Origin of the sequence: Frigoribacterium sp. VKM Ac-2859, assembly GCF_013204925.1 — a bacterium.
Taxonomy (GTDB): Bacteria; Actinomycetota; Actinomycetes; order Actinomycetales; family Microbacteriaceae; genus Frigoribacterium.
This window is the reverse complement of sequence record NZ_JABMLC010000002.1, coordinates 1,430,762-1,455,902: the sequence shown is the minus strand read 5'-3', so window position 1 is coordinate 1,455,902 and position 25,141 is coordinate 1,430,762. Positions and strand designations below refer to the sequence as shown.

At 71.9% G+C, this 25,141-nt stretch carries 23 protein-coding genes; 10 read left to right on the top strand and 13 right to left on the bottom strand.

What is annotated here, in order from left to right:
- Positions 1–182: 182 nt before the first annotated feature.
- From HQQ78_RS14755 to HQQ78_RS14745, 4 genes are all read right to left on the bottom strand, one after another.
- Positions 183–893 carry a zf-HC2 domain-containing protein gene (locus HQQ78_RS14755; RefSeq protein ID WP_123570957.1) on the bottom strand — a complete coding sequence of 237 codons (711 nt, stop codon included), beginning with the start codon at positions 891–893 and terminating at the stop codon, positions 183–185.
- The gene (locus HQQ78_RS16520; protein ID WP_371810529.1) at positions 890–1,183 is read right to left on the bottom strand and encodes a sigma factor-like helix-turn-helix DNA-binding protein; all 294 of its coding nucleotides are present in this window, start codon (positions 1,181–1,183) and stop codon (positions 890–892) included. Before HQQ78_RS16520 ends, HQQ78_RS14755 begins: the two co-directional genes overlap by 4 nt.
- The gene (locus HQQ78_RS16515) at positions 1,101–1,397 is read right to left on the bottom strand and encodes a sigma factor (protein WP_371740414.1); all 297 of its coding nucleotides are present in this window, start codon (positions 1,395–1,397) and stop codon (positions 1,101–1,103) included. Before HQQ78_RS16515 ends, HQQ78_RS16520 begins: the two co-directional genes overlap by 83 nt.
- A 298-nt stretch (positions 1,398–1,695) precedes the next feature.
- The gene (locus HQQ78_RS14745) at positions 1,696–2,202 is read right to left on the bottom strand and encodes a hypothetical protein (protein ID WP_158612881.1); all 507 of its coding nucleotides are present in this window, start codon (positions 2,200–2,202) and stop codon (positions 1,696–1,698) included.
- Positions 2,203–2,553: 351 nt separating this feature from the next.
- Here HQQ78_RS14745 and HQQ78_RS14740 point away from each other — a divergent pair, with 351 nt between their 5' ends.
- The 3 genes from HQQ78_RS14740 to HQQ78_RS14730 all read left to right on the top strand — a co-directional run bounded on the left by HQQ78_RS14740 (position 2,554) and on the right by HQQ78_RS14730 (position 5,054).
- Positions 2,554–3,063: a hypothetical protein gene (locus tag HQQ78_RS14740; protein WP_173154430.1), complete on the top strand. Its 510-nt coding sequence runs from the start codon at positions 2,554–2,556 to the stop codon at positions 3,061–3,063.
- Between the two features lie 108 nt (positions 3,064–3,171).
- Positions 3,172–3,756, top strand: coding sequence for a DUF305 domain-containing protein (locus HQQ78_RS14735; RefSeq protein ID WP_173154427.1), 585 nt, complete (start codon positions 3,172–3,174; stop codon positions 3,754–3,756).
- 101 nt (positions 3,757–3,857) lie between these two features.
- Positions 3,858–5,054: a permease gene (locus HQQ78_RS14730; RefSeq protein WP_216844346.1), complete on the top strand. Its 1,197-nt coding sequence runs from the start codon at positions 3,858–3,860 to the stop codon at positions 5,052–5,054.
- Between the two features lie 229 nt (positions 5,055–5,283).
- On the opposite strand, the gene HQQ78_RS14725 is transcribed toward HQQ78_RS14730, so the two are convergent.
- On the bottom strand, positions 5,284–6,327 hold the full coding sequence (locus HQQ78_RS14725; RefSeq protein WP_173154424.1) for an NAD(P)-dependent alcohol dehydrogenase: 1,044 nt from the start codon (positions 6,325–6,327) through the stop codon (positions 5,284–5,286).
- Between the two features lie 154 nt (positions 6,328–6,481).
- On the opposite strand from HQQ78_RS14725, the gene HQQ78_RS14720 reads away from it, so the two are divergent.
- Both HQQ78_RS14720 and HQQ78_RS14715 read left to right on the top strand, forming a co-directional pair.
- Positions 6,482–7,168 (top strand): hypothetical protein, encoded by a 687-nt coding sequence (locus HQQ78_RS14720; RefSeq protein WP_173154421.1) that lies wholly within the window; start codon positions 6,482–6,484, stop codon positions 7,166–7,168.
- A gap of 195 nt (positions 7,169–7,363) precedes the next feature.
- Positions 7,364–8,509 carry an adenosine deaminase gene (locus tag HQQ78_RS14715; RefSeq protein WP_173154418.1) on the top strand — a complete coding sequence of 382 codons (1,146 nt, stop codon included), beginning with the start codon at positions 7,364–7,366 and terminating at the stop codon, positions 8,507–8,509.
- Between the two features lie 250 nt (positions 8,510–8,759).
- Here the strand turns inward: HQQ78_RS14715 and HQQ78_RS14710 are convergent, their stop codons facing one another.
- Complete coding sequence (locus HQQ78_RS14710) at positions 8,760–10,022, bottom strand: M23 family metallopeptidase (RefSeq protein WP_173154415.1); 1,263 nt, start codon at positions 10,020–10,022, stop codon at positions 8,760–8,762.
- A gap of 296 nt (positions 10,023–10,318) precedes the next feature.
- Here HQQ78_RS14710 and HQQ78_RS14705 point away from each other — a divergent pair, with 296 nt between their 5' ends.
- On the top strand, positions 10,319–10,705 hold the full coding sequence (locus HQQ78_RS14705) for a PLD nuclease N-terminal domain-containing protein (protein ID WP_371740415.1): 387 nt from the start codon (positions 10,319–10,321) through the stop codon (positions 10,703–10,705).
- A gap of 148 nt (positions 10,706–10,853) precedes the next feature.
- Here the strand turns inward: HQQ78_RS14705 and HQQ78_RS14700 are convergent, their stop codons facing one another.
- The 4 genes from HQQ78_RS14700 to HQQ78_RS14685 all read right to left on the bottom strand — a co-directional run bounded on the left by HQQ78_RS14700 (position 10,854) and on the right by HQQ78_RS14685 (position 15,843).
- Positions 10,854–12,545, bottom strand: coding sequence for a glycoside hydrolase family 13 protein (locus HQQ78_RS14700; protein ID WP_173154412.1), 1,692 nt, complete (start codon positions 12,543–12,545; stop codon positions 10,854–10,856).
- 75 nt (positions 12,546–12,620) lie between these two features.
- Positions 12,621–13,547: a carbohydrate ABC transporter permease gene (locus HQQ78_RS14695; protein ID WP_173154409.1), complete on the bottom strand. Its 927-nt coding sequence runs from the start codon at positions 13,545–13,547 to the stop codon at positions 12,621–12,623.
- Positions 13,547–14,485, bottom strand: coding sequence for a carbohydrate ABC transporter permease (locus HQQ78_RS14690; RefSeq protein WP_082460176.1), 939 nt, complete (start codon positions 14,483–14,485; stop codon positions 13,547–13,549). Before HQQ78_RS14690 ends, HQQ78_RS14695 begins: the two co-directional genes overlap by 1 nt.
- 71 nt (positions 14,486–14,556) lie before the next feature.
- Entirely contained in the window at positions 14,557–15,843 is a 1,287-nt protein-coding gene (locus tag HQQ78_RS14685) for an ABC transporter substrate-binding protein (RefSeq protein ID WP_123570963.1), read from the bottom strand.
- Positions 15,844–16,004: 161 nt separating this feature from the next.
- Between HQQ78_RS14685 and HQQ78_RS14680 the strand changes: the two genes are divergently transcribed.
- Together HQQ78_RS14680 and HQQ78_RS14675 are read left to right on the top strand one after the other, a co-directional pair.
- Entirely contained in the window at positions 16,005–17,267 is a 1,263-nt protein-coding gene (locus HQQ78_RS14680) for an ROK family protein (RefSeq protein ID WP_173154406.1), read from the top strand.
- A 229-nt stretch (positions 17,268–17,496) separates the two neighbouring features.
- Positions 17,497–18,153, top strand: a complete 657-nt coding sequence (locus HQQ78_RS14675) for a hypothetical protein (RefSeq protein ID WP_157489780.1) — start codon at positions 17,497–17,499, stop codon at positions 18,151–18,153.
- A gap of 86 nt (positions 18,154–18,239) precedes the next feature.
- On the opposite strand, the gene HQQ78_RS16510 is transcribed toward HQQ78_RS14675, so the two are convergent.
- Complete coding sequence (locus HQQ78_RS16510; RefSeq protein WP_173154402.1) at positions 18,240–18,848, bottom strand: TetR/AcrR family transcriptional regulator; 609 nt, start codon at positions 18,846–18,848, stop codon at positions 18,240–18,242.
- 78 nt (positions 18,849–18,926) lie between these two features.
- Between HQQ78_RS16510 and HQQ78_RS14665 the strand changes: the two genes are divergently transcribed.
- Positions 18,927–19,724, top strand: coding sequence for an SDR family NAD(P)-dependent oxidoreductase (locus tag HQQ78_RS14665; RefSeq protein ID WP_173154399.1), 798 nt, complete (start codon positions 18,927–18,929; stop codon positions 19,722–19,724).
- A gap of 138 nt (positions 19,725–19,862) precedes the next feature.
- Here HQQ78_RS14665 and HQQ78_RS14660 read toward each other — a convergent pair whose 3' ends face one another.
- Complete coding sequence (locus tag HQQ78_RS14660; RefSeq protein WP_254065137.1) at positions 19,863–21,329, bottom strand: glycosyltransferase; 1,467 nt, start codon at positions 21,327–21,329, stop codon at positions 19,863–19,865.
- A complete protein-coding gene (locus tag HQQ78_RS14655) occupies positions 21,326–23,590 on the bottom strand; it encodes a glycosyltransferase (protein WP_173154397.1) in 2,265 nt (754 codons plus the stop codon). Before HQQ78_RS14655 ends, HQQ78_RS14660 begins: the two co-directional genes overlap by 4 nt.
- 189 nt (positions 23,591–23,779) lie before the next feature.
- Here HQQ78_RS14655 and HQQ78_RS14650 point away from each other — a divergent pair, with 189 nt between their 5' ends.
- Positions 23,780–25,000 carry a polysaccharide pyruvyl transferase family protein gene (locus tag HQQ78_RS14650; protein ID WP_173154394.1) on the top strand — a complete coding sequence of 407 codons (1,221 nt, stop codon included), beginning with the start codon at positions 23,780–23,782 and terminating at the stop codon, positions 24,998–25,000.
- Positions 25,001–25,141: the final 141 nt, after the last annotated feature.

Here is a 25,141-nt window from a genome sequence, read left to right as displayed (position 1 = left end):
GCGACGTTGATGGGCCACCAACCATTTGCACCAGCTGCATACACGGGCTTATCCCTCCGAAATGATTGCTCCGGCCGTTTCGGCCAGAGAGTATCCATACTTCACGGCTGCCGTAGCTGCGCCCTTGACTTTCTACGCGACCGGATGACGACCGTCTAACGGGCGTCTCGTTCGCGAGGTACTCAGGTGTCTAGCCGAGCCAACGCGACCGTGGATCCCTTCAAGCGGATTTCTACACTCGCGATCTTCAGGCTGGGAATGGCTGTCGACGCAGACAGATCTGCGGCACGCGAGCCGGCTGCGTCCCACGTCGCGACGGTGAGCGTGGTGTTGTCCGTTTGTGTGACCACGAGCTCGTATCCGGAGTTGTCTGGCGCGTCCGCGCCGTAGTCGCAGTTCCAATCGAGCCTCGTGCCCCAAGATTTCTCCTCGATCTGCAGACCCGCAGTAAGGGTGGTGGAGTCGGTTCCGGGGTCCATTGGCTGGAACGTCATCTGGGCCGTCGCTGGGCCGACGTCGTTTCTTGCGCCTACGGCGAGCCCCCCGAAGACGGCGGCAGCAACAGCAGCGGCAACTGCGAGAGCCATGACTCCTCGGCGGCGGCGTTGACTCTTGCGGACGCGGTGGGCCATCAGCGACAACGTTTCTGATGGCGCCGGAGTGTCGTCCGAACCCAGAGGTGAATGGATGGCAAGGGCCTCTTCCGGCGAGATCTGGCTCAGGATGCCTGGGAGACCCGCAAGTTCCGTCACCGCTTCACGGCAGTTGGCGCAGGTACTGAGGTGCTGCTCGTATTCGCGACGTTCATCGGTGGGGAGCGCTCCGAGGACGTAGGACGCGTCCCAGTCCTGGTAACGGTCCTCGTGAGCTTGGAGATCGGGATGCTCAGTCATCGTGTGACGCCCCTTTCTTGGAGGGCTAGCCTCAGCCCGCGCAACCCGTAGTGGAGCCGCGATTTCGCGGTTCCTTCTGGGATGCCAAGCCGTCTCGAAATTTCAGGAATGCTCTGACCAGCGAAGTACGCACAGACGACGACTTGACGGTGCTGGTCGGAGAGCGACGCCAGCGCGTCCGCAACCATGATGCTGTCCAGGACCGCATCAGTGCGATCGAGAGCAGCGCCTTCTCCCTCGCCAGGGGCTGCCACTTCTCGTCGACTCCGGGCAGATCGTGCGTCGTCGATGACGAGGCGCCGAGCGACGGTGAACAGCCACGCTTGAGCAGCATCCTTGTCGAGCTCCAGCACCCTTGGGACGCTGCCATGCTCTCAGCATCGTCTCCTGAACGATGTCCTCGGTCAGCGCCGCGTTCCGAGTGAGGCTGTGTGTGTAACGGCGAAGCGCCCCGCCGTGGCACTCGAACAATGCCGACAAGAGCTCGTCACTGGCTCGGGTCATGACCTTCACCGCCTCGCGCCGGTGAAGTCCGGCCAGTGCCTGATCCAGGACCGCCTTTCATCGTGCCTGTAGCGAGCGCAACGGGAAACGCCGATGCGCACCAGCGGTCGAACCTCATGCCATCGACATGGCCAGGACATGGGTTCACCGTCTGAGCGGAAGGAGTCGACGCATTCGCACCCACTGTCTCTGCTTTCATGTCGATGAGCACTGCCTAGTGGCTCCTTTGCTCGGGTGGGGTCGTGGAGCTGCGAGGGCCTGCAACCCGGAGAGTTCTGTCCGGCAGGCACGCGCGCGATCAGGACGCTGGGGTTGCTGAGCCCTCAGTGCCTGCTTCCATGTTGATCGTGCCGTCCGGCTGGAGGACGTACCAGGCATCCTTCACGCCCTGTCCGTTGACCTGTCCCGGTTCGGTGTCCTTCGCGAACCGGTACACCGGCCAGCCGTCGACGGTCAGCTGGGTTGTCCCGTCCGTGCGGGTGAGGGAACCGATCTTGCCCGTGATGCCGTCTGGGGAGGACGTGTCGGAGGCTTCGACTGCCGGCCAGGTCATGGCGCATTCGTCGTAGCAGTTGCTGGTGCCCGAGTCCTGCTCGTCCATCTTGAACGTGTAGATCGTGTACCCGGCGTCGTCGGTGATGATTTCGCCCAAGGGAGACGTTGCGGTGCCGAGGACTGCCGCTGCCGCGGTGGTCTCGGCGGGGGCCGGCTCGGTGGAGTCGGTCGTCGTGGATGATTCGGCAGATGTGGCGCACCCGGAGAGAGCGGCCGCGGCCAAGACGGCCGTCGTGAGCGTGATGGTCATTCGCTTGTGCATATTTCCTCCTGCTGGTACGCCGGCCCAGGTAGCCCGCTTACTACGAACACGATGCAGCTCATCCAGGAGTTCATCCGCGGCCGAAAAAGGCCGAAAAAGATCGGCGGTCGCAGGCAGCCGTCCTCACTCCCGGCGAAACGGGTGGCAGACGCGGGTGACGACCCTGTACCAAGGGCACCGCTGTCACACATCCGTCGTTCTTGGGATCGGCTAGTGAATGTCCCTCTGGCACGGCACGGTCGCGCGATGCCTACCCTGTGCTGATCGATCGGCTGGCCGCCCGAGACAGCGCATACCCCCAGGGGGTACAGTTCGATTCGGTCGACCTCGCAACGGAACGTGCTTCCGCTGCAGCCCGACGATCCCCCACCCCTCGTCCTGATCGAAGAAACGATGCTCGCCACCACCGCCTCCCCGCGTCGCCGGCTGCTGTTGCAGGTCACGGCGACGCTGGCGTTGCTGCTGCTGGTCGGGTTCACGGTCCTGATGCACACGATGGCCGGCCACACCGACGGCCACGAGCACCCGATGGCAGCTCCCGCCGCCACCACCGAGCACGTCCATGCCGTCGGAAACCGCCACGGGGAGCATGCCGCTCCCGCTGCCGCGGTGCTGACGGTCCTCACCGACGCCGGCTGCGACAGCGGCCTGTGCGCGCTGATGTGCTCGCTGATGGGGATGGCGTGCGCGCTGACGATCGCCCTGTTCGCATGGGCGCTACTGCGCGCACGGACCGGCGGTGTCATCGCGCTGCTGTCGCGACTGCTTGCGCTGGCTGACCGGCTGCCGCGCCACATCGCAGCACCGAAACCACCGTCACTGACGGCACTGCAGATCATCCGCATCTGATCCGCCCCCTGCGGGACCACACCGCCGCAGGGCGGCTCCCGCATGCCCAGAACCGGGAGGCATCCGCCTGCCCGGACCAGCTGACGCATCCACGGGAATGGACCTTCCATGCACACCACCACGACCACGCGCACCCTCGCGATCGCCGCCTCGCTCACCCTCGGCCTGACCCTCGCGAGCTGCTCCACGAACGACAGCAGCTCCGACGCGGGCTCGTCCGCCTCGTCGAGCTCGGCCGCGTCGGCGCACGACGACCAGGACGTGATGTTCGCGCAGATGATGCTGCCGCACCACGAGCAGGCCGTCGAGATGAGCGACGCGCTCCTCGCCAAGGGCGACGGTGTCGACCCCGACGTCGCCACCCTGGCGGAGCAGATCAAGGCCGAGCAGGGTCCGGAGATCATTCAGCTCGCCAGCTGGCTGCAGGGCTGGGGTGAGCCCACGGAGTCGGGGCACTCCATGTCCGGGATGATGTCCGATTCCGACATGACCGACCTCGACCAGGCATCCGCAAAGGACGCCGGAAAGCTGTTCCTGCAGCAGATGGTCCAGCACCACGAGGGCGCCGTCGACATGGCCAGGAGCGAAGTCGACAAGGGCAAGAACACCGACGCGGTCGCGATGGCGAAGTCGATCGTGTCGAGCCAGACCGAGCAGATCACGCAGATGAAGGACATGCTCGCGTCCACGTGACACCAGTCGAGGGTCGAGGCGGGCAACGCAGTCCGCCTCGGCCCGAGACCGGTTCTTCCCCCCTTTGTGACCACCCTGTCGCTGCAGAACATGCCCGCGACGTGAAGAAGCAGGTGTACGTGTTCGTGATCAACGCAGTCGGTGACGCCCTGGTAGCAGCCGGTTCGATGGGGTGGGAGATCCTCTGGCCCCTCATCCTCGGCTTCACTCTCTCCGGCGTCATCCAAGCCGTCGTCCGCACCGACCAGATCACCAAGCTCATGCGCGACGACTCCCCCCGAGCGATCAGCGTCGCAACCGGCCTGGGCGCACTGTCCTCGTCCTGCTCCTACGCCGCCGTCGCCCTCGCACGGACGCTCTTCCGCAAGGGCGCGAGCCTGTCGTCGGCCATGGCGTTCGAGGTCGCCTCCACGAACCTCGTCGTCGAGCTCGGCTTGATCCTCGCGTTCGTCATGGGCTGGCAGTTCACCGCAGCGGAGTTCGTCGGTGGACCGCTGATGATCATCCTCATCGCCCTCGGGTTCCGGCTCTGGATGCGCGGGAAGATCGTCGACGCCGCCCGCGAACAGGCCGACAAGGGCCTCGCCGGCGCGATGGAGGGCCATGCAGCCATGGACATGTCCGTGCAGGGCGACCAGGGCTTCTGGCGGCGACTGTTCTCGAGGCCCGGGCTCACGAGCGTGTCGCAGTACTTCGTCATGGACTGGGCATCCGTCATCCGCGACGTCGTCATCGGGCTACTCATCGCCGGCGCCTTCGACGCCTGGGTCCCGAAGGCGTGGCTGCAAGCACTGTTCCTCGATGGACACCCGACGCTCGCGTTCCTGATCGACCCGCTCATCGGGCCGATCCTGGCGATGGTGAGCTTCGTCTGCTCCGTCGGCAACGTCCCCCTCGCAGCGGTCCTCTGGAACGGTGGGATCAGCTTCGGCGGTGTGATCAGCTTCATCTTCGCCGACCTGATCATCATCCCGATCATCATCATCTACCGGAAGTACTACGGCTGGAGAGCAGCCCTCCGCATCACCGGGATCTTCTACGGCGCCATGGTCCTCGCCGGCTACGCCGTCGAACTGCTCTTCACCCCGCTGCACCTCGTCCCCACGAACCGGCACCTCACCATCGTGACGACCTCGATCAGCTGGAACTACACCACCTGGCTCAACATCGTGTTCCTGCTCGTCGCGGCGTTCCTGCTCGTCGTCTTCACCCGCAGCGGCTCATGGCCCATGCTCCGCATGATGGGTGACCACCCCGATGCCCACGACCAGGCACACGCCGAGCACGGCAACCCCTGACCCGACCGGCCACGCCGACAGGGCGAGCTAGGCCACACAGCATCGTCGGAATCACGCCACACAGCGTTCCCAGCCACAACGTGTCGACGCTCACTCCTGCGGTGCTCGCCGGCGCCAGGACCCCGTTCCCCGTCGCGACGACGGGGTCAGGTGCGGCCGATCGGCGGCTGCGACCTGCAGGAGGCGCGGTGCGCGGAATCCGGCACCGCGCCTCCTCGGGGTGGTCGCGTCAGGGGACGATGACGGCCCGTCCGCGGACGGTGCCGGCGGCGAGTGCCTCGTAGGCCTTCGGACCGTCGTCGAGCGAGTAGCGCTGCGTGGCGACCTCGACCTGGCCGGCCCGGGCGAGGTCGAGGACCTCGATCAGTTCGCTGCGGCTGCCCCAGTAGGGGATGCGCACGGCGACGTCGTAGGCGATCGCGCCGAAGCCGAGCTCGACGGTGCCGCCACCGATGCCGACGATGGTCACGTCGGCGTCCGCCGCGGCGACCGCGACGGCCGTGGCCATCGTCGGCCCCGCCCCGACGAAGTCGAAGACGGCCTGGACGCCGAGGCCTCCGGTGATCTCGCGGATGGCGTCGGCGGCGTGCTCGTCGCTGATCACCGTGTGGTGCGCACCGACGTGCTGCGCCAGCTCGAGCTTCTCGTCGCTCACGTCGAGTGCGATGATCTGCGCACCCGAGAGCGCCCGCAGGATCTGGATGCCGACGTGCCCGAGGCCTCCCGTGCCGATGACCACGGCGTAGGTGCCGGCGCCGAGCTTCGGGAGCGAGGTCTTGATCGCGTGGTACGGCGTGAGGCCGGCGTCGGTGAGCGACACGTTCTCGACCGGGTCGAGGTCACCGAGCGGCACCAGGTGGCGGGGGTCGTCGACGATCATGTACTCGGCCATCGACCCGGGAGCGCCGAGCCCGGGAGGCTTGATGCCCTCGGCGGCGGCGTTGACGCAGTAATTCTCCTTGCCCTGGGCGCACTGGTGGCAGCGCCCACAGCCCCACGGGCCGTAGACGGCGACCGCGTCACCGACCTGCAGGTGCTCGACGCCCTCGCCGAGCTCGGCCACGATGCCGGCGCCCTCGTGCCCGAGCGTGAGCGGCAGCGGGTAGCCCTGCGCGGTGTAGTCCTCTTCACCGAGGCTCATGACGTACTCGTCGGAGTGGCAGACACCGGCCGCCGTGACCTTCAGCAGCACCTGCCCGGGGCCGGGTGACGGCTTCTCGATCTCGACGACTTCGGGGTGCTGACCTACCTGGGTGTACTGGAGTGCCTTCATGGGCCGCAGGCTACGCCCGACCGCTGGAGAACGCACGACAGGTGTCGCGTTACCGGAGGGGTCGGCGCGCGGACGGGGGCGTGGTGGTGGCGGGGTCGGGGCGTGGTGGTGGCGGTGATCGACGGTGACGGTGGTCGGCCCTACGATCGACGGCATGGCACACCTGCACCGGGCCGGCATGAGCCCCTCCAAGATCGACCTGCTCGACGCCTGGGTGCCGACCCAGCCGTGGTTCGAGGGCCCACCCCGGTCCGAGGGCACGGCCGACGAGGGCCTGCGCAGCGTCGCGGCCTTCCGCTTCGACGACCCGGCGGGCGAGGTCGGCGTCGAGACGATCATCGTCGCCACGCCCGACGGCGTGCAGTTGCAGGTGCCCCTCACGTATCGCGACGCTCCCCTGGACGGTGCCGACGACCACGTCGTCGGGACGACCGAGCACTCGGTGCTCGGCACGCGCTGGGTCTACGACGGCACGGCCGACCCGGTCTGGGCCGCGGCCCTCGCGACGGCCGTGCTGACCGGCGGCACCCAGGCCGAGGCCTGGTTCGAGGTCGACGGCGAGCGACAGGTCCGCGAGCCGAACTCGACCGTCGTCGGCAGCGGCACCCCGGGCACCCCCGTGCCCGACGTCGACCGCCTCACCGTCGACCAGGTCGAGGGCCGGACGGTCGTCACCGGCGCGGCGGTCCGCATCGTCGTCGCCCGCGTCCTCGGTCGACACGACGCCGGCGCCCTCGCCTCGACCGGCGGCCACAGCGGCGACCACGGGGTCGAGGTCCTCACCGGCACGTGGACCGGGCACGACCAGCCCGAGACGCTCGCCGTCGTGCTCACGGCATAGCCACCTGCAGGAGGCGCGGCGTGCGGTCGTCGCGCACCGCGCCTCCTCGACGTCCGGGCAGGAGGCGCGGGTGGCGTCCTCGACGAGCCGCCCCGCGCCTCCTCGTCTCGTCCCCAGGCGGTCGCCGGGTGACGGGACGGTGAACGATCGTGCACGGGGCTTCGTCGAGAGGCACGCTGCCGCTACGGTGGCCCGATGACGGCGATCGACACCTCCCCGACGACCGCGGCCCCCGCGCCCGGCACGCCCCTCACGGGCACGACCCCGACGAGCAGCGACCACCTGCGGTCGCCCCTGTCGGGCACCGACTCCTCGGGTTCGCGCCTCTCGGGCACCGTGCTCGCGACGCCGCCCACGGCCGAGCTGCACCTGCACGTCGAGGGCACGCTCGAACCCGAGCTCGTCTTCGCCCTCGCCGACCGCAACGACGTCGACCTGCCCTTCGCCTCGGTCGACGAGCTGCGCGCGGCGTACTCCTTCGGCTCGCTGCAGGAGTTCCTCGACCTCTACTACGCGTGCACGGCCGTGCTGCAGACCGCACAGGACTTCCGCGACCTCGCCTGGGCCTACCTGGAACGCGCCCACGCCCAAGGGCTCCGTCACGTCGAGATGTTCTTCGACCCCCAGGCGCACACCTCTCGCGACGTCGACGTCGACGAGGTCATCGACGGGCTGACCCAGGCGCTCGGCGAGGCGCGCGAGCGGTTCGGCATCACCGGCGGGCTCATCCTCTGCTTCCTGCGGCACCTGCCGGTGGGCGACGCGGCCGCGACCCTCGAGTCCGTCGCGCACCGCGCCTCGGACCTGATCGGGGTGGGGCTCGACTCCTCCGAGGTGGGGTTCCCGCCCGCCGCGTTCGCCCGCGTCTTCGACCGTGCCCGCGCGCTCGGGCTGCACGTCGTCGCCCACGCCGGTGAAGAAGGCCCGCCGTCGTACGTCACGGACGCCCTCGACCTGCTGCACGTCGAACGCGTCGACCACGGGGTGCGCAGCCTCGAGGACGACGCCCTCGTCGCCCGCCTCGTCGCCGACCGGGTGCCGCTCACCGTCTGCCCACTGTCGAACCTGCGGCTCGCGGTGGTGTCCGACCTGGCCGAGCACCCGCTGCCCCGCATGCTCGAGGCCGGGCTGCTCGTCACGGTCAACAGCGACGACCCCGCCTACTTCGGCGGCTACGTGGGCGACAACTACGAGGCGCTGCGCGACGTGCTCGGGCTGGACGACGACATGCTCGCCCTGCTGGCGACGAACTCGGTCGAGGCGTCGTTCGCCGACGCCGACCGCAAGGCCGAGCTGACCGCCGAGGTGCAGGCCTGGCGTGAGGCGCGTGGCGCGGCCTGAGGCGCGCGGCCTGCGGCGCGGAGCCTGAGGCGCCGGGCCCGAGGGGGTGGGCGCCGACGCACGCGAGAGCGGGCGAGTTCGTGCCGGACGGGCCGCCACGACGGACCGGTGTCGACGAACCGGCCCGACGACGGCCCACGCACCTGAACCGACCCCGGCGCCAGCACCCGCGCCGGCACCGGCAGCAGGAGGCGGAGGTGCAGACGGACGGAGGTACCGTGCGTTCCGGTCGGTCAGGCGTCGCTGTTGGCTAGAGCGTGCGGCCGGCGTTGGCCTCGAGCCAGGCCTTGGGGTCGACCTGCGTCGTGCCACCCAGCAGCACCTCGAAGTGCAGGTGCTCGCCGGTCGCGACACCACTGCGGCCGACCTTGCCGACCAGCTCGCCCACCTGGACGGTCTGCCCGGCGACCAGCGGGCTCGAACCGATCTGCATGTGCGCGTACAGGGTGCTGACGCGCTGACCGTCGATCACGTGGTCGATCACGGCGTACTGACCGAACTGACCGTGCATGCCAGACGTGCGCACCACGCCCGCGGCCGCGGCACCGATGGGGGTGCCACCGCCGGGCGTCATGTCGAGGCCCATGTGCATGCTCGAGCACGCCGCGCACGGAGCCGCACGGGGACCGAAGCCCGAGCTGAGGACGACCGAGCCCGGGAACGGCCAGCGGATGTCACCGATGCCCGAGTTGACGATGGTGCCGGCCCCCGAGGAGGCGCGGTACGAATTCGTCGACCCCGCGACGTTCTTCGAGGTGACGACGGGCTCGGGCTCGGGCGGCGGAGGAGGCGGCGGCGGTGCGTCGGTCACCCCGAAGGCGTCGCGGTCGGACACGGTCAGCACGACGAGCGACGCCGCGAGGGTCTGGGTCGGCATCGGCGCGGCACCGGCGGTCGGGATGTTCGACCCACCCAGGTCGCTCGCCGAGGCGGGGGTTAGGTTCGACGTGAAGAAGAGCATGACGGCGCAGACGCCGAGCACCGGCAAGGTCGCCGCACGGACGCGCGACGAGACGGCCCGGAGCCGCGAACGGCCGGGGGTCGCCCGGGGGCTCGGGTTCGGGCGGCCGGCGTCTCGGGTCCGACGCAGCACGGCCGGCACGGAGGCCCGCGGTCGGCGCGCGACACTGGTCGTGGGGGCCGCCTCGGCGGCCGTCGCACCCACTTCCGAACCATGCACCCGGTTGCTCGTGGGTGCATCGTTCGAAACCGGGTTCATCGTCGGGCTGGTCGCAGGAGCGACGGAGGACGGTGCGGAGGCGGGAGCAGCGTCAGCAGCGGCAGCGACCGGAGCAGTAGGAGGCGCAGCGGAGGACGGTGCGGAGACGGGCGCAGCGGACGACGTCGTGGAGGCGGGAGCAGCAGAACCAGCGTCAGCAGCGGCGGCAGCCGCACGCTCGAGGGCGCGGGCCTCGCGGCGGGTCATCGGCACGGCGGCACCGGGCGTCTGCTCGACGGGCGAGGCCGGCTCGGCCGGCACCGCGGTCTCTCGGGTGTTCGAGGGGTCGGTCATGAGCGCTTCCTGGGACGGACGGCGCGTCGACTCACGGTTCTCCTCGATGGGGCGGACCGACCCACCTTACGATCAGAGCCGCCCGCTGACCAGGGGTGGAGGCGAATTTTCAGGAGCTGCACCCTTCGTGGTCGACCGGCACCGCACCTCCTGACCGGGGTCGGTCGCCGTGATGCGGGTGACGCTACCGACCGTCCGGAGGGCCCGTCACACCCAGAACGCGGCACAGGCGGGGGTGCGGTCACCCCTCCTCGCGGGGCTTCCGCCGGGCAGGCGGCACCCCCTACCCTCGGGCCGTGACCTTCGTGCTGGCTGCCCTGCCCCTCCTGCTGATCGTGGGGGCGCTCGTCGACATCGTCACGCGTCCCGAAGGCGACGTGCGACACCTGCCCAAGGGCCTGTGGATCATGATCGTGCTGTTCCTGCCGCTGATCGGCAGCATCGTCTGGTTCGCCGCGGGCCGCGAGTACGGCAGCCGCGTCGAGCAGATCGGGCCCCGCGACCAGAGCCGGTACCACGAGGCTGCGGCCCGCACGCTCGACCACCGCGTCCGCAGCACCGAGCAACAGCTCGCCGACCTCGACCGCGAGGCCGAGCACTACGAGCGACTCGCCCGCCTGGCGAAGCTCGAGGCCGAGGTCGAGCAGCGCCGGGCCACGGCCGGCGACGACGTCCCCGCCTGACCGGCCCCGCGCCTCCCGGCCGGCGGCGGCGCCGTACGCGGAAACGGGCGGGTTCGCGGCGGGCGGGCGTCCGAGGACGCCCGCCGACCACGAACCCGCCCGTTCGGCGCCCAGGAGGCGCGGGCCACCACCCCGGGGACGGCCGACGTCAGCCGCGCAGCCAGGCCGCCGTCTCGCCCGGCAGCTGCCCGGCATCCGTCAGCGGTCCGCTCGCGACGAGCACCTCGCCCGAGCCCAGCCCGAGCGCGGCCAGGTCGACGGGCTCGGTGCCGAACACGCACACCACGTGCCATCCGCCGGGGCGGACGAGGTGCAACACGTCGTCGCGGCCGTCGACGGGCAGCCAGTCGAGCGTCTCGTCGGTCTGCAGGTCGCGCCGCGCGGCGAGGGCCGCCCGGTAGAGCGCGAGCGTCGACGTCGCGTCGGCTTCCTCGGCCTCGACCGAGTACTCACCGAACCACGTGGGCTGCGGCAGGTGCGCCTCGCCCGCGCCGAAGCCGAACGACGGCCCCGACCGGGTCCAGGGCAGCGGCACGCGACAGCCGTCCCGACCGATGTCGACGCCGGGGTTGCGGAAGAACGACGGGTCCTGGCGCTCGTCGGCGGGGATGTCGGCGACCTCGGGCAGCCCGAGCTCCTCACCCTGGTAGACGTAGGCGGAACCGGGCAGGCCGAGCATGAACAGCGACGCGGCACGGGCCCGACGCAGGCCGGTCTCGACGTCGACCTCGGGCGAGGTGCCGCCCGAGAGCAACCACTCGGCGCCCTGCTTGACGTCGCGACCGTCGAGGGCGGGCAGGCCGTACCGGGTCGCGTGACGGACGACGTCGTGGTTCGAGAACACCCAGGTCGTCGACGAGCCCGAGGCCTCGGCGGCGTCGAGGTTGTAGGTGATGATGTCGTGGAACTGCGTGGCGTCGAAGTCGGCCTCGAGCAGGTCGAAGTTGAACGCCTGACCCAGGCCCTCGGCGCTGGCGTAGCGGGCACGGCGCGACGGCTCGACCCAGGCCTCGGCCACGGCGATGCGCGGCGGGTCGTACTCGTCGAAGACCTCACGCCACGCGGCGTAGATCTCGTGCACCTCGTCGCGGTCCCACAGCGGGTGGTCGCCGTCGGCCTTGGGCAGCGCCTCGAGCTCGGCCGTGGACGGCAGCACCTCGGGCAGGCTCTTCGCCAGCCCGTGCGCCACGTCGACCCGGAAGCCGTCGACGCCGCGGTCCGACCAGAAGCGCAGCGTGGTCAGGAAGTCCTCGCGCACCTCCGGGTTGTCCCAGTCCCAGTCGGGCTGCTCGCTCGCGAACGAGTGCAAGTACCACTGGCCGTCGGCGACGCGGGTCCAGGCCGGGCCGCCGAAGATCGACGTCCAGTCCGAGGGCGGCAGCTCGCCGGTCTCGCCGAGACCGTCGCGGAAGATGTAGCGCGCCCGGGCGGGCGATCCCGCGGGGGCGGCCAGCGCCTCCTGGAACCAGACGTGCCGGTCGGACGAGTGGTTCGGCACGAGGTCGGCGATGACGCGGATGCCGACCGCGTGCAGCGCGTCGATCATCTCGTCGAACTGCGCGAGCGTGCCGATCTTGGGGTCGACGTCGCGGTAGTCGTCGACGTCGTACCCGCCGTCGGCGAGGGCCGACGGATAGAACGGGCTGAGCCAGACCGCGTCGACGCCCAGCCGCTGCAGGTAGGGCACCGCCGCCGTGATGCCGGGCAGGTCGCCGATGCCGTCGCCGTTCGAGTCGGCGAAGCTGCGGGGGTAGATCTGGTAGACCGCCGCCTGGCGCCACCAGGTCGGGTCGTCGGTCAGCAGCTCGGTCGAGGGTGCGGTGCGGAGCGTGTCGGTCATCGTGGAGCGAGGTCCTCTCGGTGGTGGTGGGTTGCCTGGGGGTCGGGAGGCGCGGGCCGCGCCCCCGACGGACGCCTACTTGATCGCGCCCTGCGTCACGCCCGCCATCACCCAGCGCTGGGTGAAGAGGTAGACGACGATCGCCGGGGCCATCGCCATGAGGTACGAGGCGAAGGCGACGTTGTAGTCGTTGCTGAACTGCGTCTGGAAGATCTGTTGCAGCACGGGCAGGGTCTGCAGCGACGGGTCGGCGGTGATCAGCGACGGCATCGCGAAGTCGTTCCACGAGGCCAGGAAGGCGAAGATGCCGACCGTGGCGCTCATCGGGGCGAGCAGCGGGAAGACCAGGCGCCAGAAGACCTGCCAGGTGGTGGCGCCGTCGAGCCGCGCGCTCTCCTCCAGCTCTTCGGGCAACGACCGCAGGAACGCCGTGAACAGCAGGATCGAGAACGACAGCTGGAACATGACGTGCAGCAGCGCGACGCCGGCGGGGTTGTCGAGGCCGACGATGCCGGTCAACTTGATCTGCGACAGCGCGACGACCGGGAACGGCAGGAACATCGCGGCCAGCAGGTAGAAGAACGAGAAGCGGAACAGCTTGCGGTCCCAGTTGCGCGAGATCGCGTACGACGCCATCGAGGCGAGCACGACCGTGCCGATGACGGTCGCGGCCGTGACGAGGGTCGAGATGCCGAACGCCCGCGGGAAGTCGGTCAGCTGCCAGGCGGTCGCGAAGTTCGAGAAGTCGATCGGTGCCGGCAGGCTGAACGCGTTGCCGTCGACGGCCTGCGCCGACGTCTTGAGCGACATCGTGACGGTGACGTAGATCGGGATCAGCACGGTGATCGTGCCGAGCACCAGCAGCACGGTGACGAGGCGGTTCGGGCGCTCCCGACCGACGCGACCGCGTCGACGACGGGTGACGGCGTCGGCGTCGCGACCCGTGCCTCCTGGGGTGGGGGCCGCCGAGGCGGCCGGGGTGACGAGTGCGGTGTTCGCCATCAGACGGCCGCCTTTCCGCGGGTGATCCGGAGTTGGACGAGCGCGATCGCGACGGCGATCACGAAGAAGATGGTCGCGTTGGCCATCTGGTAGGCGTAGTCGCCGCCGGTGAAGCCCGTGAAGATCGTCATCGCGATGCTGCGGGTCGACGTGCCGGGGCCGCCGTTCGTCAGACCGACGATGATGTCGTACGAGTTCAGGAAGTTCTTGAAGCCGATGATCGTGTTGATCAGGACGTAGCCCGCCACGAGCGGCAGCGTGATCGACCGCAGCTGCTTCCAGCCCGAGGCGCCGTCGAGGCTGCTCGCCTCGTACACCTCGCCGGGGATCGCGAGCAGGCCCGCGATGTAGATCAGCAGCGTGCTCGGGATCGCCTGCCATGCGGTCACGACGACGATGCCGATCCAGGCGGTGTCGGCGTTCGCGAGGATGCTGTCCTGCAGACCGGGGATGCCGAGCGAGGCGCCGAGGGCCGGCAACGAGTTCGAGAAGAGGAACTGGAAGACGAACGCGATGATGATGCCCGAGATGACCATCGGGATCACGAAGACGGCCCGCAGCGCGGTCTTCGCCTTGATCTGCGAGGTCAGGCCGATCGCCAACAGCAGGGCGATCACGTTGACGGCGATCACCGTGACCAGTGCGAAGCCCATCGTGAAGCCGTACGAGCCGAGGATCGCCGGGTCGGTCGCCATCGCGAGGTAGTTCGTGACGCCGACCATGTCGAACTCGCCGAAGCCGATCGAGTTCGTGAAGCTGTAGAACACGCCCATCACGGCCGGCAGGGTGATCGCCAGCGAGAAGAGGACGAGCGTCGGTACGAGGAAGAAGTAGAAGACCGGGTCGACGCGCCTGCCGCGGCGCCGCGGGTTGCCGGTCGTGCTGCCGCTCAGCGAGGTGCGGGCGCCTCGCGCGGCCGTGGGGGTGGTGGTGGCCATCGGGTCTCCTTCGACTCGGGCGGTGGTCGGGGTGGCCGGGGCCGTGGTGCGGCCCGCGCCGTCGATCGCGCTCATGCGCGGAGTGCCAGGCGGCGCCAGTCGGCGTCCATGGTGCGCAGGGTGCCCTCGACGCTGGCGCCCGTGACGATGCCCTGCACGTAGTTCTCGGCGGGGATCGTCAACGGGATCGCCTTGGACGCACCCTGGTAGAACCGCGCGTCGTCGTAGTAGCCCTGCATGCCGACGATGCGCTCGTCGGTCACGGCGGGGGCCGACCTCGTGGTGCCGAACGCCAGGAAGTCGCGGTTGTAGGCGTCCTGGATCTCGGGCTGCATCAGGTAGGTCAGGAACTCGCGGGCGGCGTCCTGCTTGCGCGACTGCTCGGGCACCCACAGGGCCAGGTCGAGGTTGACCCGCACCTTGCGGTCGGCGGGGTCGTCGGTCATCGGCAAGGGGAACGTGCCGACCCTCGCCTCGGGGTTCGCCTTGGTGATCTCACCGAGTGCCCACGGCCCCTGCATGAGCATCGCCGCCTCGCCCTGCGCCATGGCGAGGTTGCCGTCGCCGTACCCGCGGCTGTTGCGGTTGGCGTTCGACAGCCGTCCGAGCTGCACCATGCGCTCGACGGGTTCGCGGAAGTCCTTCTCGAACGAGACCGAGCCGCCCTGGCCGACGCTCGTGCCCTCGGCGTTCATCTTCTCGTAGAAGGCCGCGACGTCGAGCGACCCGCCGGTCGTGTAGTCGAACAGGCCCTGGGCGACGGTCCACGGTTCGCGGAAGGTGCTGTAGATCGGCGTGACGCCGGCCGCCGTGAAGGTGTCGCACGCCGCGAGGAACTCGTCCCAGGTGGTCGGCACCTCGACGCCCAGGTCGGCGAAGACCTGCTGGTTGTAGATCACCGACGCGGCGGTGATCGAGTACGGCAGCACGCTCGTCCGGCCGGGGTACGTCGCGTACTGGTCGACCAGCTCCTGCACTTCGGGGCGGATCGTGCGCGCCTCGGGCAGGTCGCCCAGGTCGCTCAGCGCCCCGCGCTCCATGAAGCGGGCCATCTCGAGGTTGTACGTGAAGGCCGCGACGTCGGGCGGGTTGCCCCGGACGAAGCCGGCCGAGATGCCCGAGGTCGAGTCGTGGATCACCCGGACCGCCGACTGCGACTCGTTGAAGCGCGAGACGAGGTCGGAGAAGTAGGGGATCGCCTCGGGCTTGGTCGCGTAGAAGGTGATCTCGGTGCGCCCGCGGCCGGAGCCGGACGGGGCGCAGCCGGCGAGGAGGAGCGCCGCCCCGGCGGCACCGATCCCGCCGAGGAGGGTGCGTCGGCTGAGGCCGGCACCGGAGGGCAGTGGGGGTGTGGGCACGTCGTCGTCTCCCGGGTCGCGACCCCGACGACAGCGTCGGGACCGAGTTGATCTGGTGTGTAGATTTAGACCCTAGATCAATTCCCGGCGTGGCACCATGGGTCGTCGTCGAAAAGATCCGCCGTGTCGCGAGGCACCGGCCACAGCACGAGGAGGCGCGGGTGGCGCTGAGCACCGGGGTGTCGTCGCCGAGCCTGCTCCGCCGCATGAACGCGGCCGAGGTGCTGCGGCACGCGTGGTCCGCGGACGCGGTCACGGCGAGCGACCTGATCGCCCTCACCGGACTCACCCGGTCCACCGTGCTCGGGGTCTGCGACGACCTCATCGACCACGGCTGGATGGTGTCGCTCGCCGACGCCCGCTCGACCGGCGAGTACCGCAAGGGCCGCCCTGCGCGCCGCTACGCCCTGGCCCGTTCCGCCGGGCACGTCGTCGGCGTCGACGCCGGCCGCCACCACCTGACCGCCGTCGTGGCCGACCTGCGCGGCGACGTCGTGGCCCGCGTCGCACGGCGCATCGACCCCGACGGGACGGCGGACGACCGCCGCCGGACGGTCTCACGGCTGGTCGACGACGTCCTCGACGAGGCCTCGCTGGGCGACGCCGACGTGCTCGCCGTGGCGCTCGGCGTGCCCGCGCCGACCGACGCCGAGGGCCGGTCGCCGATCGAGGTCGGTGCCGACTTCTGGGTGCTGATGAACCCCGACTACACCGGGCTCTTCGCCGAGCGCGGCTGGGCCGTCGTCGTCGAGAACGACGCCAACCTGGCCGCCGTGGCCGAGGCGGCGGCCGCGTCCCGTGCCGACCGCGAGGTCGGTGGTGGTGCCGGCGCCGCCACGTCGTTCGTGACCCTGCTGGCGGGCGAGCGGTTCGGCGCCGGGTTCGTGCTCGACGGAGCCCTCGTGCGGGGCAGCCGCGGTGCCGCGGGCGAGATGCGCCTCCTCGACCTGGTCGAGGGCGTCGGGTCGGCCGACGGCCTCGGAGCCCTGCTGCGCGACTGGGCCCGGGCCGCGCGCGAGCTCGGCACCGTGCCGGCCTCGTCGCCGCTGCGGGCGATCCCGCTCGACGAGCTCGAGGCCCCCGCCGTGCTGGCCGCTGCCGACGCCGGCGACCCGACCGCCCTGCGCCTGGTCGAGAAGGCCGCCGAACGGTTCGGACGCGTCTGCGCCATGCTCAGCGGCATGCTCGACGTCGACCGCATCGTCGTCGCCGGGGCCGTGGCGCCCTCCCTCGGACTGCTGCTCGACCGGACGACACCGTGGCTCAGCCGGTTCACGCACCGGGCCGCGCCCGAGGTCGTCGCCTCGACGTTGGGCGACGCGGTCGTGACCACCGGGGCGGTCGAGCGGGCCCTGGCGCACGTGCGCGGCCACGCACTCGAGCTGACGCTGCCGGGTGCGGCGGACGCGACCCGCGCCTCCTGAGGCCTGCTCGGCGTGCGATCGGACGGCGATGCACCCGGTTTCGAACGATGCACCCGGTTGCTTCCGGGTGCATCGTTCGAAACCGGGTGCATCGTTCGTCGCGGCGGGAGGTACAGCGCGGGGCGGGACGGCGCGGCGCGGGAGACGCGGTGCGGGAGGCGCGGGGCGGGAGGCACAGCGCGGCGCGGGAGGCGCGGGGCGGCCCGGCGCACGCCGCTAGGCTCGCGGGATGGTCACCGTCGTGCTCCCCTGGCGTCCGCAACCCAGTCGCGTCGCGGCGTTCGAGGTCGTCCGCGACTGGTACGCCGACGCCCTGCCCGAGGCCGAGATCCGCACGATCGACTCCCCCGACCCGGTGTTCAACCTGGCCCAGTGCCGCAACCTCGGGGTCGCCGGCCTGGCCGACGACGAGGTCGCCGTGATCGGCGACGCCGACACCCTGCCGCAACGCGAGCCCCTGCTCGCGGCGATCGAGGCGGCCCGCACGAGCGGCCGGGTGCACCTGCCCTACACCGAGTACCACTGGCTGGGACGCGACGGCACCGCGCAGGCGGCCGCGGGCACCCCCCTCGAGCGGTGCGACTTCGAGCTCGTGCGCGGGGCCTGCTCGGGGGTCTACGTGACCCGCGCCTCCTCGTGGCGCAGTCACGGCGGGCAGGACGAACGCTTCCGGGGCTGGGGCTTCGAGGACGCCGCCTGGTACCTCGCCCACACCACCCTGCTCGGCGAGGCCCCGCGACGGCACGAGGGCATGGTCTTCGCCCTGCACCACCAGGCCGAGGTGCGCGAGGGGCCGCAGTACGACGCCAACGCCGCACTGATGCAGCGGTACCGCGACGCGGCGGTCGGCGAGGACGCGATGCGCGCGGTCGTCTTCGGCGCCTAGAACTGGAGAGCGACAGAGCCGAAGGGCGACAGAGCCGGAGAGCGACAGCGCAGGAGGCGCAGGGCACGTCCGGCGGACGACCCGCGTCAGTCGCGGCGGACGGTGTGCAACGGGCCGAGCGCGTGGTCGAGTGCGGCCTCGAGCGGCCAGCCCGCCCGCTCCGACTGGCTGAGCAGCAGTCCCCCCTGGATCGCGGCGATGATCGCGGTGGCGACGCGCACCGGATCGGCCGAGGCGTCGACCGAGCCCGAGGACTGCAGCCGCCGGATGCCCGCGGCCAGCTGCTCGCGCCAGGCGTCCCAGCTCGCCTTGACGCTGCGCTCGACCTCGGCGTCCGTGGCGGCGACCTGAGCGGCGAGCGTGCCGATCGGGCAGGCCCAGCGGCCGAGGCTGATGTAGTACTCGACCAGGGCGGCGCGCCAGCGCTCCCACGACTCCCAGGTGCCGAGGTCGTGGATCTCGGGCTCCTGCGCCTCGAGCAGCTGACGCCCCTCCCACCGGGCGACCTCGTGGATCAGCTCGGTCTTGCCGCCGGGGAAGTAGTGGAACAGCTGGCTCTTGCTGGTCAGCGTCGCGGCCCGCACCGTGTCGAGCGTCGTCCCGCCGATGCCCGCGGCGAGGATCTGCCGACCGGTCTCGTCGATGATCCTCTGGCGGGTGAGCCGCCCGCGCTCGGTGATCTTCGTCTCGTCCACGGAGAGATCCTACGACGATTGGACCATTCGGTCCACGAACACTGGACTCGACGGTCCAGTCCGTGCTAGCAATGGACCATGCAGTCCAATGAAGAAGTCCTCAATTCCCTGCCCACCGACGACCGCCTGGCCGGTCGCACCGCCCTCGTGACCGGTTCGACCAGCGGCATCGGCGAGGCGATCGCCCGCGTGCTCGCCGCCTCCGGTGCCACCGTCGTCGTCAGCGGCCGCGACGACGCCCGGGCCCGACGGGTGGTCGACGCGATCACCACCCGAGGCGGCTCGGCCCACGCCGTGCCCGCCGACCTCGCCGGCCCGTACGCCGACCTCCGCGCCTTCGCCGCCCGGGCCACCGAGGTGCTCGGCGGCCGCATCGACATCCTGGTCAACAACGCCGGCGTCTACCCGACGATGCCGACCGACGCCCTCGACGACGCCGACCTCGACGCCATCCTGGCGACGAACGTCCGGGCACCGCACGTGCTCGTCGGGGCCCTCGCGCCGGCGATGGCCGACCGTGGAGACGGCTCGATCGTCAACATCGGCTCGTGGATGACCCGGGTCGGGGTGCCGTTCGGCGCCATGTACACCGCGTCGAAGGCCGCCGTCGAGCAGATGACCCGCACCTGGGCGGCCGAGTTCGGCCCCCGCGGCGTCCGCGTCAACAGCGTCGCGCCCGGCGCGACGTCGACGCCGGGCAACGCCGGGTCGGCGGCCGTCCTCGACACCCTGACCGCGGCCACCCCGGCCGGTCGACCCGTGCGTCCCGTCGACATCGCCCACGCGGTGCGCTACCTGGCGTCGGACGAGGCGGCCTTCGTGCACGGGGCCCTGCTCGACGTCGACGGCGGCATCCTCCACACCCGGACGATGTAGGCCGACCCGCGCCTCCTGCCGGTCGGCCCTCGGCCGGACGGACCAGACGCCACGACGTGCCGCTCGCCCGCGAAGGCGAGCGGCACGTCGTGATAGCTAGGGAGGCGGGGCGAGCCGAGGAGGCGCGGGCCGGCTCGGTCAGTCGCGCCCGGTCAGCGCCGCGTGGGCTCGTGCCCGTCCGGGCGTCTCGCGCAGGGACGCCGCCAGCCCGGCCAGGCGTCCGGCCGCACCGGGGTCGCGCGTCGGCAGGTCGAGCACGTGCCGCAGGGCCTCCGCCAGTTCGTCGACCGTCGCCGTGTTCGGGGCGAGCGCCACGCCCACCCCGGTGCGCTCGAGGGCGGCGGCCCCGGCGAACTGGTCGGTCGAGAACGGCAGGACGACGACGGGCACACCCGCGGTCATCGCCTCGGTCACGCTGTTGTTGCCGCCGTGCGTGACGGCCGCGGTCGCCGCGTCGAGCAGCGTCACCTGAGGCAGGAACTCGCGGACGAGCCAGTCGCTCGGCACCTCGCCGAGGTCGGCCCGGTCGCCCGAGCCGAGCGCGATCGCGGCCCGCACCCCGACCCGACGCAGGGCCTCGGCCACGCGCCCGAGCACGTCCGACCGCACCGAGAGGAAGCTGCCGAAGCTGACGTAGACGAACGGCGCGGGGTCGGGGTCGGGGCCGCCGGCCAGCCAGGCGGCGACTTCGGCGTCCACCGGCTCGGCACGCACGGCCGATCCGAGCCAGACGTGCGGGGGCAGCAGGGCCTCGCGCTCGGGGTCGGCCAGTTCGCCCGGGTAGTTGTAGAGCAGCAGGTCGCCGTGCTCGCCGAAGGCGCTCGTCGACGGCGGCAGGTGCGGAGCGAGCTCGGCCAGCGCGGCGTTCCACTCGGCGGTGAACGAGGCGTCGACCCGCTCGCACAGCTCGCGCAGCCCGGCGACGCCCTCGGGCGCGGCGCCGACGTCGGCCCGCGCCACCGACGCATCTCCGGCGGCTCGCACCACGTTCGCGTCGTCGAACCACGTTCCGGGGTGGTTCGACGACTCGACGGTGGTGCGGCCTCCGGCCAGCGCCGGGTCGGCACCAGCGCCGGCACCGCCGAACGCCGCGGGCCACTCGGGCGGGCAGCCGTAGACCTCGTCGCCCACGGGCAGCGCGGTCGGGTGCCCCAGCACGACGTCGGCGAACGGCACGCCGCCGGCCACGAGCGCGAGCCGGGCGCTGAACGCGAGGTGGTCCACGACGATCTGGTCGGGCCGGACGGCGGCGACCACGTCGAGCACGGCCCGGGCCGTGGCGACCGGCTGCCACATGAGGTCGGTGAGGCGTTCGCGCGCCTGGTACGAGAGCGTCTCGACCATGCCGAGCCGGGTGGCGTCGAAGAAGCCGCGCAGCGACGCGTCCTCCTCGGCCACCTGCTCCTCGGCACGGATCACCCCGGGGTTCGAGCCGCGCCCGAGCTGCAGGTGCACGCGCTCGAAGCCGAAGGACTCGACGATGGCGGCGGTGGCCGGGCCGGTCGCGACGACGACGCGCTCGCCCCGGTCGCGCCACTCGGTGGCCAGGGTCGCGAGCGGCAGCAGGTGCGACGCGTAGTCGGGGCTGATGACGAGCAGGGTCATCGTGCGCTCACGCTCCACTCGCGCTGTTCGAGCTCGTCGTGGTGCACCGTGTCGTAGACGCCCGACAGCGATCGCGCCATGGCCTGGATCGTGAAGGACCGCTCGACGGTGTCGCGTGACCGGGCCGCGCGCGCCTCCGTCGTCTCGACCGAGGCCGCGGTGAGCGCCTCGCCCATCGCGAGGCGCAGGGCGTCGACGTCCCAGGTGCGGGTGAGCCAGCCGGTGTCACCCTGGCGCACGTAGGTCGAGGGCCCGCCGCCCTGCGGCGCGACGACGAGCAGACCGGAGCCCATCGCCTCGAGCAGGGCGATGCCGAACTCCTCTTTCAGGCTGCCGCAGACGTAGACGCCGCGGGGCGCCGCGAGCCCGGGCAGGCCGAAGCGGGCCGCGGCGACCCACCGGGCGACCGTGTCGTTCGGCCGGTGGCCGGGCAACAGGAGTCCGGAGGCGCGGTGCCGGTTCGCGGGGACGATCGCGTCGATCAGGTCGAGCTGTTCGCGCTCGTCGGCGCTCGGGTGCTCGAGGTCGCCGCCGATCAGCAGCAGGTTCGCGCGGTCCCGCAGGGGTCCGTCGGCCCAGGCCTCGACGATCGTCGCCATGCCCTTGACCCGGTGCAGTCGTCCGACGCTGACCAGCAGCGGCAGGCCGCGACGCTCGGGCGGCAGGGTCTCGAGCAGCGCGCCCAGCTCGGCGAGCGGCGGGGTCGCGGGCAGGCCCGCGGCGTGTTCGGCGGCCTCGGCGACCGACCGGTCGACCACGCCGAGGTCGATGCCCTCGGGCACGATCGTGTGGCGCTCGGGGTGCGAGGTGACGTCGATGCCGACGAGCTCGCGCATGTCGCGCTCGAGCTCGGGCCGGGGGAACAGCACGGTGTGCGACGCGTTCGACGCGAGCTGCTGGACGAGCCGGGTGCGGAACCAGAAGTGCTCGACCTCGTCGACGTCGCCGAAGGTCTCGCGGGTCAGCGCGCCCGACAGGTCGAGCGACTGGATGACGGCGTGCGGGTCCGGCGCGACCGTGAAGACGACGGGGATGTCGAGCTCGCGGGCGACGTCGGCCGCCGCGAGGCTGCCCACGTCGGCCATCCGCAGGTGCAGCAGGTCGACGCCGCCCGCGGCGCGCAGCACCCGCCGGATGCCGCGCCGGGCCGCCACCCGCAGCGGCCACGCGGTCGCCGACGAGACGGGGTCGCTGAGCAGCGGCACGCGTCCGTAGACGTGTCCGGAGGCGCGGGTCGCCAGGTCGTGGACGCTCTCGACCGCCGCGTCCGCCGACCCGCGCGAGAGGGTGACGACCCGCTCGACGTGACGGTCGCCGAGGGCCTGCACCGCGCCTCCTGCGGGGAGCACGGCTCCGGCGGGGAGCACGCCGCCCGCGGCGAGCGCGTCGCCGAGCCGGACGAGCAGCGTCGCGATGCCGCCGTTGTCGCCGCTGCCGGCGTGGGTGAGGCCGGCGTCGATGTCGGCGTGCAGGAAGAGCTGCGCGATGGTGAGGCCGTCGCGCCCGGCGGGGTGGTCGCCGTCGGGCCCGTCCTCGACTCCGCGGTCGTGCACCCGGTGGCCGTCGGGCACCTCGTCGGGGGCGGAGAGGTCGATCGCGGACAGGCGCGCGACGTCGCCGAGGTAGCCGTCGTGGCGGGCGAGCTCGTGGACGACGGCGGCGACCGCCTGGTCGCCACGACGCTGGCCGAGGGCCGAGACGGCGGCCACGCGGACGTGCTCGTCCTCGCCCCGGTCGCGGGCGATCGTCAGCAGCGGGCGGGAGGTGATGCGGGCGCGCACGAGGCCCAGCGTCTCGACCAGGCGGTACCGGGCGTCGGGCTCGTGCACGCCGATCAGGGCGCCCTCGAGGGCGACGCCGACCACGGCGGGGGCGGCCGACGACCACTGCTCGAGCGTGCGCTGCGCGACCATGCCGGTGAAGCCCCCGGCGACGACGAGCCCGATCAGCCGACCGACCGTGTCGTAGCGGGGGAGCCGCTGGCTGAGCGCCGACGCGGCGTGCTCGCGGAGGAAGGTGCGGTCGCTCGACAGCAGGTCGCTCAGCACGACGTCGGCCTGCTCGTCGAAGACCTGCGCGAGGGCGTTCGTCGCCGCGATGGCGACGAGCTGGTCGGGACTGCCGAGCGCGCCGCGCAGCACGCGGATCGTCCGGGCCCCGCCGGTGCGCGCGGCGTCGAGTGCGAGGTCGTCGGCGAGGCGCATCGAGTCGACCAGGCGGTCGGCCTCGTGGATCGCGTCGAGCGAGGTCTGGATGCCCATGGCGGTGCCTCTCGGGTGCGGCGGGGTGGTGGTGCGGTGCCCGGCCCGGGGAGCCCGGGGCCTGGTGGAGCCTATCGCCGCCCGGTGGCCGCCCGGTGGCGGGCCGGTGTGCTCGACGCCGCGGGGGTCCGGTACCGTCGTGGGCGGCATCGATCCCGCTGCCGAGTCCCGCAGCGAGAGGTCACACCCGTGCGAATCGTCACCATCGGAGACGTCGGCGTGCTCGACGGCATGGTCCACATCGGCGACGAGGCGATGTTCCACGAGGCGACCGTGCAGCTGCGCGCCCGCGGCGCCACGATCACCGGCGTCTCGTCGAACCCGGCCGAGACCGCCGAGCGGTACGGCATCGACGCCGTGCCCGCGATCGGCTTCCACCCCGCGACGACCGGCGGCCGGCTCGGCCAGCGCGAGCGACGCGCCCGCGTGCTGTCGGCGATCGACGGAGGCGCGGGTCACCTCCCGCAGGACGACCCGGCCTGGCAGGTGGTCGAGGCCGTCCGCGAGGCCGACGGCGTGCTCGTCGCCGGCGGCGGCAACATGGCCTCGCTCTGGCCGATGCACGTCTACGAGCGGAACACGCTCGGGCTCATCGCCCGACGCTTCGACAAACCGCTGGTCGTCAGCGGGCAGACCATCGGGCCGGTGCTCGAGGGCGAGGACCGCGAGCTCGTCACCGAACTGCTCGACGCCGCCGCGCTCGTGGGCCTGCGCGAGGGCGCGTCGCTCGAGCTGGTGCGGTCGCTCGGCGTCGACCCGGCGACGACCATGGGGACGGTGGACGACGCGAGCTTCCTCGGGTTCGACGCCGCGCCTCCTGCCGGGGGTGCGGCGGGTGCGGCGGCGCCGTACCTCGCCGTCAGCCTGTCCGCGCACGTGGGCGACGCCGACCGGGGAGCCTTCGCCACAGCCGTCGCCCGACTGCTCGACCGGGTGGCGGGCGAGGCGGGGCTCGAGGTCGTGTTCCTCGCGCACTGGGGCTCGCTCGACCCGACCGAGGAGCGCGGCGACTCGCTGCTGCACCGGGCCGTGCTCGACCAGCTGACCGTGCCGGCGCGGGTCGAACCCACGACCGACTCCCCCGCGTCCGCCCGCTTCGCCCGCGGGGCGGCCCTCCACCTGACGAGCCGCTACCACCCGGCCGTGTTCGCCGTCGCGGGTGGCGTGCCGACGGTCGGGCTCGCGGTCGACGACTACACGACGATCAAGCTGACCGGGGCGCTCGGCAACTTCGGGCAGACGAGCGTCGTCTCGGCCGCGCAGCTGCTCGCGGGCGAGGCCGACGCGGTCGCGCTGGCGGCCTGGGCCGGACGCGACGCGGTACGCTCGGCGTGGGCCGACCGCCTCGACGGGACCCGCGCGGCGTCGGCCGCCTGGTGGGACCGGGTCGCCGGCGCGCTACGCGGCTGACGCCACCCGCCTCGCGCACCATCGGGCACAACCCGCGGTCCGCGACCCGCGCGCCGTCGGGCGCGACCCGCGTCGGGTGGCGACCCGCGCCTCCAGGAGGCTGCCCCGCGTCGCGCCCACGCCGCCGGGTGACGGGCACCG

Coding starts and splice junctions, on each gene's coding strand:
- HQQ78_RS14755 (WP_123570957.1), bottom strand. CDS start 893: ATGACTGAGCATCCCGATCTCCAAGCTCACGAGGACCGTTACCAGGAC.
- HQQ78_RS16515 (WP_371740414.1), bottom strand. CDS start 1,397: ATGACCCGAGCCAGTGACGAGCTCTTGTCGGCATTGTTCGAGTGCCAC.
- HQQ78_RS14745 (WP_158612881.1), bottom strand. CDS start 2,202: ATGACCATCACGCTCACGACGGCCGTCTTGGCCGCGGCCGCTCTCTCC.
- HQQ78_RS14735 (WP_173154427.1), top strand. CDS start 3,172: ATGCACACCACCACGACCACGCGCACCCTCGCGATCGCCGCCTCGCTC.
- HQQ78_RS14725 (WP_173154424.1), bottom strand. CDS start 6,327: ATGAAGGCACTCCAGTACACCCAGGTAGGTCAGCACCCCGAAGTCGTC.
- HQQ78_RS14720 (WP_173154421.1), top strand. CDS start 6,482: ATGGCACACCTGCACCGGGCCGGCATGAGCCCCTCCAAGATCGACCTG.
- HQQ78_RS14715 (WP_173154418.1), top strand. CDS start 7,364: ATGACGGCGATCGACACCTCCCCGACGACCGCGGCCCCCGCGCCCGGC.
- HQQ78_RS14710 (WP_173154415.1), bottom strand. CDS start 10,022: ATGACCGACCCCTCGAACACCCGAGAGACCGCGGTGCCGGCCGAGCCG.
- HQQ78_RS14700 (WP_173154412.1), bottom strand. CDS start 12,545: ATGACCGACACGCTCCGCACCGCACCCTCGACCGAGCTGCTGACCGAC.
- HQQ78_RS14695 (WP_173154409.1), bottom strand. CDS start 13,547: ATGGCGAACACCGCACTCGTCACCCCGGCCGCCTCGGCGGCCCCCACC.
- HQQ78_RS14690 (WP_082460176.1), bottom strand. CDS start 14,485: ATGGCCACCACCACCCCCACGGCCGCGCGAGGCGCCCGCACCTCGCTG.
- HQQ78_RS14675 (WP_157489780.1), top strand. CDS start 17,497: ATGGTCACCGTCGTGCTCCCCTGGCGTCCGCAACCCAGTCGCGTCGCG.
- HQQ78_RS14665 (WP_173154399.1), top strand. CDS start 18,927: ATGCAGTCCAATGAAGAAGTCCTCAATTCCCTGCCCACCGACGACCGC.
- HQQ78_RS14660 (WP_254065137.1), bottom strand. CDS start 21,329: ATGACCCTGCTCGTCATCAGCCCCGACTACGCGTCGCACCTGCTGCCG.
- HQQ78_RS14655 (WP_173154397.1), bottom strand. CDS start 23,590: ATGGGCATCCAGACCTCGCTCGACGCGATCCACGAGGCCGACCGCCTG.